Annotated in this window: 3 protein-coding genes and 1 pseudogene; all 4 read left to right on the top strand. The window is 49.5% G+C overall.

The features are described 5' to 3' along the window. The coding region (locus E1297_RS49685) for a hypothetical protein (RefSeq protein WP_209015618.1) at positions 1–277 on the top strand (277 nt) is incomplete at its 5' end. Between the two features lie 9 nt (positions 278–286). Then, positions 287–607: pseudogene (locus E1297_RS51195) on the top strand (calcium-binding protein); the annotation flags it as partial. Between the two features lie 156 nt (positions 608–763). Continuing rightward, complete coding sequence (locus E1297_RS03140; RefSeq protein ID WP_155133786.1) at positions 764–2206, top strand: calcium-binding protein; 1443 nt, start codon at positions 764–766, stop codon at positions 2204–2206. A 17-nt stretch (positions 2207–2223) separates the two neighbouring features. After that, the coding region (locus tag E1297_RS03135; protein ID WP_368669448.1) for a calcium-binding protein at positions 2224–2919 on the top strand (696 nt) is incomplete at its 3' end.

Here is a 2919-nt window from a genome sequence, read left to right as displayed (position 1 = left end):
GGGTTACTACGTCGTTTACGACAGTGACGGCGAGGTTATTAGTCACATATCCACTGAGGCTTATGAAGCAATTCAGAACTGGGAAGAAACAGAGACAGAAAGTTACAGTGAATCCGTTTCGGGCGGCAGTGATTTTGGAATAACGACCGAAAAGTATAGGCTTGTAGATCGCGGAATTTATATAATGAGTTCCGATGAGACGGAATTTGATAATGATTTTCACGAAAAATATAGTCACCCATTTTTAGATAGTACGGCGACGTACACATTTAAATAATACACACTAATAATTGGTAACGATGAAGACGATATAATATATGCAACAGAAGGAAATGAATACTTTGATGATCCTGACAATACTATTTTCGCAGGCCTTGGAGATGATGTCGTCTATGGCGCGGGGGGCGATGACACAATATACGGAGAGGGAGGGGACGATGTCCTCTATGGAGGCTCTGGGGACGACACGCTTTATGGCGGCGATGGCGATGATATAATTTTTGGTGGCGCAGGCGATGACCTGATTTATGGCGGCGACGGCGATGATATTTTATTCGGCGGTGATGGCGGTGATACGATTTATGGCGGAGCCGGTGATGACTGGATTTATTCCGGCTCGCTGTTTGATGGTGATACCAACATTTTGTACGGTGGAGATGGCTCCAACACGTTTGTCCTAGGTACGGTAGCCGAGGACAGTACTTCATCGACATCGACCGTCGACTGGGATAGCATCGCGTATACTATCGCAAGTACCACTGCAATGACCACAATTGCCGTGACAGGCGCCAGCACCTACTTTTGGGCGGTCTATTCGGTTGCATCGGGAATTTATAACGTTCTCGACGAAGCAGGCTCGGAAGCCGAGACTATTGATACGAGCGACTCCACTCCCGGATACACAACTGTTGAAGACTTCAACCCAACAACAGATGTGCTTATCTTGCCAATCTACTCCTCGGACTTGTCTAATGTGTCCGTGACTGACAGTCTCGACGGCAGCGGGGATATAACGATCATTTATCAAAATGGCACAACAACAAACATCGTTGCATATGTTAATTTTGATGATGCTAGCGAGGTATTCGGCGGAGATGTTACAACTTGGAGTTCGGCTCTTCAGGAGGCTTTCTATTACTCCATGATCCAGAATGCCTTTGTGGTTACCGAAGATGGCGAGGCTTACTATCTTGAATCGGGCGGGTCTGTTGATATCGACACGTCAACTGTCAGCTCGCTGGATGAAGATAGCACCGCCTATCTTGTGATGGGTGCAACTTATGGCTGGTACGTTTATGGCACTACCGATACGACATATCTAGTCGGGAATAATTATGACGATATCATCTACGGCTACATTCCTGATTCCTCGATCGCGGGCTATGTGGGCGCAGAGGACAGTGTTTCGCAAAAGATTTACGGGTTCGACGGGGATGACTGGATCCAGGCCGGTTATGGTGACGACTATATTTTCGGCGGCTCGGGAAACAATACGTCCGCATACACCGATTCGACCGACAGTATATATGTCGACATGTCGACCACGTATGAAGATGAAAACGGAACTTATTTCCTCGCCGAGGACGGTCTTGGAACGACCGACCAGCTCTACAACATCCAAAATATCTGGGGTAGCGACTATGATGACACGATCATCGGCGACGACGAGGACAACATCTTTTATGGCTTCGGCGGGGATGATCTGATCTATGGTGGCGGCGGTGATGACACCATTTACGCCGGAAGCGGTTATGACACGATTTATGGCGGGGATGGAGACGACACCATTTACGCTGGCACAGATGGGGGGTATTTCGACGGCGGGGACGGGACGGACACGCTCATTCTCAATGAAAGCGAAAGCGCTGTTACTGTGAGCGTTTCAGGCTCCACGGGCACTGTCAGCTACGAGGATGGCTCGGAAGCAACTTTCGTGAATTTCGAGGAAATCGACGGGTCGGAATATGACGATACTATTTCACTCGCCGGTGCGGATAGCGGATATATTGTTTTTGGCGACAGTGGTGATGATACAATCATAGGTAGTGATTACGATGACACCCTGAAAGGCGGCGATGGTGACGATACTATTTACAGTGGTGGTGGAAACAATACGGTTTATGGCGGCGACGGAGATGATATCATCTACATAGGAGACGGGGAAAACACCGTGTACGGGGGAGAGGGGACGACACGGTCTATGTAGGATATGGCGGCAGCACGATTTACGGAAATGGTACAGATGGTGACGGTGACAACGCTATCTACGCCGTCCTGGCCTCTGAAAGTGTAACCATACTGATCTCCGACGGCGATGGAACAATCACCTACGCTGACGGTTCAATCGACAGCTTCGAGGATTTCAGTGAAGTCCATGGCAGCGACTATAATGACACGATTACAGGAAGCTCGTCGGATGACACCTTGTACGGCGAAGATGGCGATGATGTAATCTACGGCGTGTCCGGGAATAACAAGATCTACGGCGGTGCCGGTGACGATATCATTTATGCTGGTACCGCAGCGGGCAGCTTCTATGGCGGCTCCGGGACCGATACGCTTTACCTCACTGATGTGGAAGACGGTGTTTCGATAACCGTTGATGATGACGGAAGCGGGACCATAAGCTACGCGGATGCTTCAACCGGCTATTTCGATAGCTTTGAATTCATTCACGCGACCGATAGTGACGATGTCATAACAATATCAGGCGGGTCGTCATCTGTATACGGAGAGGACGGCGATGATGTCTTCTATGTCTATGGCGGTAGTAGTACGCTTTTTGGCGGCGAGGGTGACGATGTTGTTTACGTTTATTCCGGGGAGGCGGGTATTGATGGCGGCGACGGAACCAATACCGTATATTTCACGGCGCTGGATTCGGCCATCACGATCGACATGTCCGACGATGCGGATACG

This window comes from Roseibium sp. RKSG952 (assembly GCF_009711355.1).
The sequence above is the reverse complement of the archived record's forward strand: the minus strand, read 5'-3'. Positions and strand labels throughout refer to the sequence as shown.

Excerpts from the sequence above, each read along its gene's own strand:
- E1297_RS03140 (WP_155133786.1), top strand. The coding sequence starts at position 764 with ATGACCACAATTGCCGTGACAGGCGCCAGCACCTACTTTTGGGCGGTC.